The following is a 5,619-nucleotide window of genomic DNA, read 5'->3' on the forward strand; positions in this document are numbered from 1 at the left end:
GGCTCGGCGCCCTACCTCGGCGGCGGCTTCGGCCATTTCTACGCCTATGCGCCGGAAAAGATCGAGTATGCGATCGACCGCTTCGCTATGGAGACCAAGCGGCAGATGGACGTGCTCGACCGCAGGCTGGCGGAGAGCGAGTACCTCGCCGGACCGGACTACACGATTGCCGACATGGCGGTGTGGCCCTGGTATGGCGGGCTCGCCAAGGGCCGCATTTACAACGATTCCGGGGAGTTCCTGGCCGTGCAGGAATACAAGCACGTCCAGCGCTGGGCCGACGCCATCGACGCCAGGCCGGCGGTGAAGCGCGGCCGTATGGTCAACCGCCTCTCCGGCGACCCGGCCTACCAGCTGCACGAGCGCCACGACGCCAGCGACTTCGAGACGAAGACGCAGGACAAGCTGCTGGCGGCGGAATAGCTGAAGCTGCCGATCTCCCCGCGAGGGGGAGATCGGCAGCCTCTAGCGCTCATATGTATAGGTCACCGTTGCCGTGCCGAGCGACTGCGCCTTCGCGGCGGCCGCCACCGTCGCGGGAGAAGCGCTCGCCTTGGCGTGGAGCTTCGCCGCCTTGAGGGCATAGAGCGTGAAGACATAATGATGCGCGCCGCTGCCGGGCGGCGGGCACGGGCCGAAATAGCCGGCGCGGCCGATGTCGCCCTTGCCGAGCATGGCGCCCTTGGGTAAGCCCTTGCCGCCCTTCGAGCCGGCGCCTTCGGGCAATCCATTGGCGCTCGCCGGAATGTTCCAGGCCAGCCAGTGCCACCAGCCCTTGCCGCCGCCGGCATCGGGGTCGAACATGGTGAGCGCGTAGCTTTTGGTGCCGGCCGGCGGATCCTTCCAGTTCAAGGCGATCGAGACGCTGCCGCCAGTGCATCCGCCGGCGCTGTCGCCGATGTATCTGTTGTCCCACTTGCCGTCCGAGACGGATGAGCTGGAAATCTCGAAAGCCGATGCCTGGCTGGCGAAGCCTGACAGGGCAAGGGCGATGAGGCCAAAGCGTAGGGTCATGGCTTTCCTCTCCTTCTGGCTGATCCGCCCGCATTTTAGCCGAGAGGATCGGCTGAAGGCGTGCAACTTTGCGTGACGAGGATGGTGAATCGCCGAAGCTGCCGATCTCGGCGGCTTTGTCCTAGCGGCGATGGAGTTGGCGGCTTAAAGCACTGCCGCCGACAACAGCATGACGACGCCCACGCCTATCATCAGCAGGCCCGGCCAGTTCGGCGATAAGCCAAGGAAGCCCATCCCGCGCCGTCGCGGTTCGAGCGTCGGTCCAGGCGTTGCCAACCTTGAGGCGGAGCGGTCGGCGGGGGTGCCGAGCGGCGCCGGTTCGCTGAGCCGACCACGCCAGAGCGCCGCGCCAGCCATATAGACAACGCCGGCGACAACGAGCAACGCGCCGATGAGAATGACAGCCATCTCACCTCCAACTGTTTGAACGCTCTGCAATGAAACGGCCGGCATGCCCGGCGGGTTCCGGCGGCGGCATCCGAGCGCCCCTTCGTGGGAGATAGCGAGGCGTGCTACCCCAGCAGCTTCGCCAGCCTCGGGATCCCCTCGCCGACGGCGCGGCTGTCGGCCAGGGTGAAGCTCAACCGCAGTGTGTTGCGGCCGGTGCCGTCGGCATGGAAAGCATTGCCCGGCACGAAGGCGACGCGCGCTTCCCTGACCGAGCGGGCAAGCAGCGCCGTGGCGTCAGCGCCCTCGGGCAGCGTCACCCAGACGAACATGCCGCCATCCGGCCGGCTCCAGGTCACGCCCTCCGGCATGTTGGCCTCGAGCGCGCCGAGCAGGCCGTCGCGGCGGGCGCGGTAGGCGCCGATCAACTTTTCCACCTGCTGGTCGAAGATCGCCTCGGCGGCGCGATGCATGGCCACCTGGTTGATCGAGGGGCTGTGCAGGTCGGAGGCCTGCTTCATCAGCACCAGGCGCTCCACCACGCGGCGCGGCGCGCAGACCCAGCCGACGCGCATGCCCGGCGACAGGATCTTCGAGAAGGAGCCGCAATAAAGGGTGCGGGCATTGTCGATGCCGCCGGAGCGCTGGCAGTCCAGCGCCAGGATCGGCGGCACGCTTTCGCCGTCATAGCGCAGCGCGCGGTAGGCCGCGTCCTCGATGATCGCGATGTCGAGATCACCGGCAAGGTCGAGCACCGCCTCGCGCTGCTTGACACCCAGCGTCTCGCCGGTCGGGTTGGCGAAATCCGGCACCAGATAGGCGAATTTGACCCGCCCGCCGGCGGCCGCCGCGGCTGCGTGATAGGCCGCCGGCGTCATGTTGCCGCCGTCCGGCGTCAGCCGATCGTAGCGTGGCTCATAGGCGTTGAAGGCCTGCAGCGCACCAAGATAAGTCGGCCAGGTGACGAGTGCCGTGTCGCCCGGCGAGAGAAAGAGCTTGCCGAGATAGTCCAGCGCCTGCTGAGAGCCGGAGGTGATGAAGATGTTGCCCTCGTCGCAGGCGACGCCGAGCTTGCCCATCTGGCCGGCCAGCCATTTCCTGAGCGGCAGGTAGCCCTCGCTGACCTGGTACTGCAGGGCCGCGCCCGCCTCCGCGCCGCCGAGCACCGAGGCATAGGCTGCACTGATGGCGTCCGCCGGAAACAGCGCGGGGTCCGGAATGCCGCCGGCAAAGGAGATGATGTCCGGCTGGTCGAGCAGTTTCAGCAGCTCGCGGATTTCCGACGCCTTCATACGCGAAGCGCGCGACGCCAACAGGTTCATCAGGGTCAAGGCCCACCTCCCCGTGGATGGTCAATCTTGCTCGGGCACGATCTCGTCCAAAAGCGGTTCACGCTTTGCGAGATCATGCGCATTTAGGTCAATGTGGCTGACCTATTATCAGGCTCCCTCGCCGGTTGGAATAGCCAGAATGCCATTCCGCCAGGGAGAAAAGCACATTTTGGCGACCGCCGATGGAAGACTGTTGTGCCGCATGAGGCCCATTGCAACCGCGTCCACGGCGGGATTGTCGTCATATTAGAATAGGCGCATATTACTGCAACCGAAGCGAAGCTCCGGTTATGCACCGCCGTTGGCCTTGGCTGCCCAAGGCGGTCCACGGGCCACGTCAAATGTCAGTGAAAGGACAAGCAACCCGGTGCTGCTCAAACGATTGAGCGGCCCGAGACATTGTTATCTGGAGGAGATTCCCATGAAGGTCACCGTGTTGGCAAATTATGCACCCCACGCCGCCAAAGGACTGATGCAGGGCTCGGACCGGCAAGCTGCAGTCAATGCGCTGTTTGAAAGCGTCGGCGGCAAGATGACCGGCTTGATGTTCACGCGTGGCGCTTATGACGTCGTCGTCAATGGTGAGGTGCCGGACCAGGCTGCCGGGATGGGCATAGCCCTTGCGGTGCGGGCAAGCGGTTCGTTGAGCGACTTTGTCATCCTCGAAGAACTCGACATGAAGGCCGTGCTCGCGGCCGCCAACAAGGCCGCGGGCGTCTACAAGCCCGCCGGCTGATCGCAAACCGATCGGAGGAAACCATGACCGCCTACAATGTCGTGCGCTTTCGCACCAAGCCAGGCAAGGAACAGGCCTTCGTCGAGAAGCACAAGACCATCGCGCTCAACGCCGCGGGCTTTCGCAAGGGCGCCCTCATCAAGACCGGCGAGCGCACATTCTGCTTTGTCGGCGAGTGGAACGACATGGACAGCCTCGCCGCCGCGCGGCCGTCGATGATCGGCATTCTCGACGGGTTCCGCGACATGCTTGAAGATCTCGGCGGCGATCTCGGCGTGACCGACCCTGTATCGGGGGAAGTTGTTGCGGACATAAGCTAGGACGCCGCCAGATCGGCGATGGCCGGGCCGCCAGGCGCCCCGCCGGCATCGTTCGGCTGGACGCGCGGCGGCATGTCGTTCGCTGCGCGTAGACCTCGCAGCCTTAGAGCGGTTCAGCCTTTTGCTGCAACCACCGAACCGCTCCAAGCATTTGTTCTCACGGACGGTAGACCGCTGTTCCTGGAACTGCTTCAGAAGGGCAACCGTATCTCGTATGGCTGGACCGGTTCCGGACAGCTTTGGGCCGAGTGCGGCCAGTTGATGTCCTTCCGGGTTTCCGGGGGCAAGTCGTTCAATGCACGCATTGTGTGTTTGTGCCTGGAGGCGCGCTTGAGAGCGGCTACAAGCCTGCGAAGGCTTTTCAACATTGATATCCTCCGTATCGTAGCGGCGGAACGGGCAGTGTTGCCCTGTCACGCGACGCCAGTTTTGCGCCGCATGTGTATCCGACCGATTTCACGAGAACGGTGAAAGGCTTCACAAAAAGGCGCCGAGACGAAACATTTGCATGCAAATTAATTTGCGGCATCCGGCCGCGGCTGGCGTGCCACTTGGGATATCCAACACTTAGGCCGTCGGTTGAAGCGTTGATTCACCTGCTGGCGGGCGCGCCCTCATATCTCCGGTGCCTGCACATCCGAGCCGGTTTGCCGGTGGTCTGGTAGCCAATCATGTTGGCCGGGTTCGGCATGTCGTTTCTTGATGGCGCCGCAACCGGCGATCGCCATTTTCGCGCCAAGGTGGCAACTCTGGAGCTCGAATCCGCAAAATCACGCCAGCCTATTCCGCTATCGCGGAAGTTCCGCTTCGTTGCCGATATGCGATGGTGTTTTCGCGGCGGTAAGAGCCGCCCTGGGCGACGCGGGCCCGAAAGCACCCCAACATGCGCCCCCGCGGCCCCGTCGACCACGGCCGGCTCTCTCCAGAACGACCCTGCGCCATCGGCATGGCGCGGTTCGTGAAGGTTTTGGTTGCGCTTGGTTCCCGGAATGTCCACTGGACGTTCCGCAATATTATCCAATTCGAAAATGCCAAGGGCAACAGTGACGGCATTAAGTGGTGGCAGCCCCCCGCTCCGCCGGCTGAGATATTGATAACATGCCCTCAGCCGGCGGAGCCGCCCGTTGCGAAGGAGCCCGTCGTGAAGGCTTGGGCAAACTCGGCCGTCAGTTCGCCATACTCCTCCATCGCAGGCAGCGCCGCGTAGCTGTGCACCGCGGGCGTCTTCGCCCAGGGCAGTTTCTCGCTGGTCCAGGTCTCGACGAAGGGCGTGAACCAGCCTGGATCGTCGAGCATGGTCGGGCGCAGATTGACGAACCAGTCGAGCCCCTCAGGCCGGGTGAACATCCAGCTCATGCAATGCGGGCAGAAATAGTGCCGCGAGGCGATGTGCAGCCCGCCGATCACTGGCTCGCCTTGGGTAACTTCGAAGGCCTCGTCGGGGATCGCCGCGCTCAGCGAATAGGCGCTGGCCGACATACGCTGGCAGCCGGTGCAATGGCAGGCCATGGTCAGCAGCGGCGGCGCGGTGATCTTCAGGCGAACACGACCACAGCGGCATCCACCTACGGCGGGCAGGTTGAGGCTTGGCATGGTGAGGTCTCCCCGGGTTGGCTGAGGGGCGCTTCCCTTCCGGGAGAGGGTTCAGCGTCCGCTCAGCGCCTCCGCCGTCGCCAGTTTCGCGCCGGCCTCTTCGAAAGCCACATTGTGGCGGGCAATGATTTCGGCCGCGCTCTCGGCAGGGGTGTCGAGCGTCGAGTGCGCGTCGGACACCACGGTCACGCCGAGGCCGCGCGCCATCGCGCCCTTAACGGTCGCCGCAACGCAGAAG

General features: G+C 64.5%; 7 protein-coding genes and 1 pseudogene. 3 read left to right on the forward strand and 5 right to left on the reverse strand.

What is annotated here, in order from left to right:
* Positions 1–423, forward strand: a 423-nt coding sequence (locus tag EN781_RS24020; RefSeq protein WP_189347786.1) for a glutathione S-transferase C-terminal domain-containing protein, incomplete at its 5' end; no start/stop codon positions are given.
* Between the two features lie 42 nt (positions 424–465).
* Here the strand turns inward: EN781_RS24020 and EN781_RS24025 are convergent.
* The 3 genes from EN781_RS24025 to EN781_RS24035 all read right to left on the reverse strand — a co-directional run bounded on the left by EN781_RS24025 (position 466) and on the right by EN781_RS24035 (position 2,723).
* On the reverse strand, positions 466–1,014 hold the full coding sequence (locus tag EN781_RS24025; RefSeq protein WP_126055257.1) for a YbhB/YbcL family Raf kinase inhibitor-like protein: 549 nt from the start codon (positions 1,012–1,014) through the stop codon (positions 466–468).
* A gap of 144 nt (positions 1,015–1,158) precedes the next feature.
* Positions 1,159–1,422 carry a hypothetical protein gene (locus EN781_RS24030; RefSeq protein WP_126055258.1) on the reverse strand — a complete coding sequence of 88 codons (264 nt, stop codon included), beginning with the start codon at positions 1,420–1,422 and terminating at the stop codon, positions 1,159–1,161.
* A gap of 104 nt (positions 1,423–1,526) precedes the next feature.
* Positions 1,527–2,723, reverse strand: coding sequence for a PLP-dependent aminotransferase family protein (locus EN781_RS24035; protein WP_189347788.1), 1,197 nt, complete (start codon positions 2,721–2,723; stop codon positions 1,527–1,529).
* 430 nt (positions 2,724–3,153) lie between these two features.
* Between EN781_RS24035 and EN781_RS24040 the strand changes: the two genes are divergently transcribed.
* Together EN781_RS24040 and EN781_RS24045 are read left to right on the forward strand one after the other, a co-directional pair.
* A complete protein-coding gene (locus EN781_RS24040; protein ID WP_126055260.1) occupies positions 3,154–3,468 on the forward strand; it encodes a GYD domain-containing protein in 315 nt (104 codons plus the stop codon).
* Between the two features lie 23 nt (positions 3,469–3,491).
* Positions 3,492–3,788 (forward strand): antibiotic biosynthesis monooxygenase, encoded by a 297-nt coding sequence (locus EN781_RS24045; protein ID WP_126055261.1) that lies wholly within the window; start codon positions 3,492–3,494, stop codon positions 3,786–3,788.
* A 1,104-nt stretch (positions 3,789–4,892) separates the two neighbouring features.
* Here EN781_RS24045 and EN781_RS24050 read toward each other — a convergent pair.
* Together EN781_RS24050 and EN781_RS24055 are read right to left on the reverse strand one after the other, a co-directional pair.
* Entirely contained in the window at positions 4,893–5,381 is a 489-nt protein-coding gene (locus EN781_RS24050; protein WP_126055262.1) for a GFA family protein, read from the reverse strand.
* A 51-nt stretch (positions 5,382–5,432) separates the two neighbouring features.
* Positions 5,433–5,619: pseudogene (locus EN781_RS24055) on the reverse strand (isochorismatase family protein); the annotation flags it as partial.

The organism is Mesorhizobium sp. M4A.F.Ca.ET.090.04.2.1 (genome assembly GCF_003999085.1).
Classification (GTDB): domain Bacteria; phylum Pseudomonadota; class Alphaproteobacteria; order Rhizobiales; family Rhizobiaceae; genus Mesorhizobium.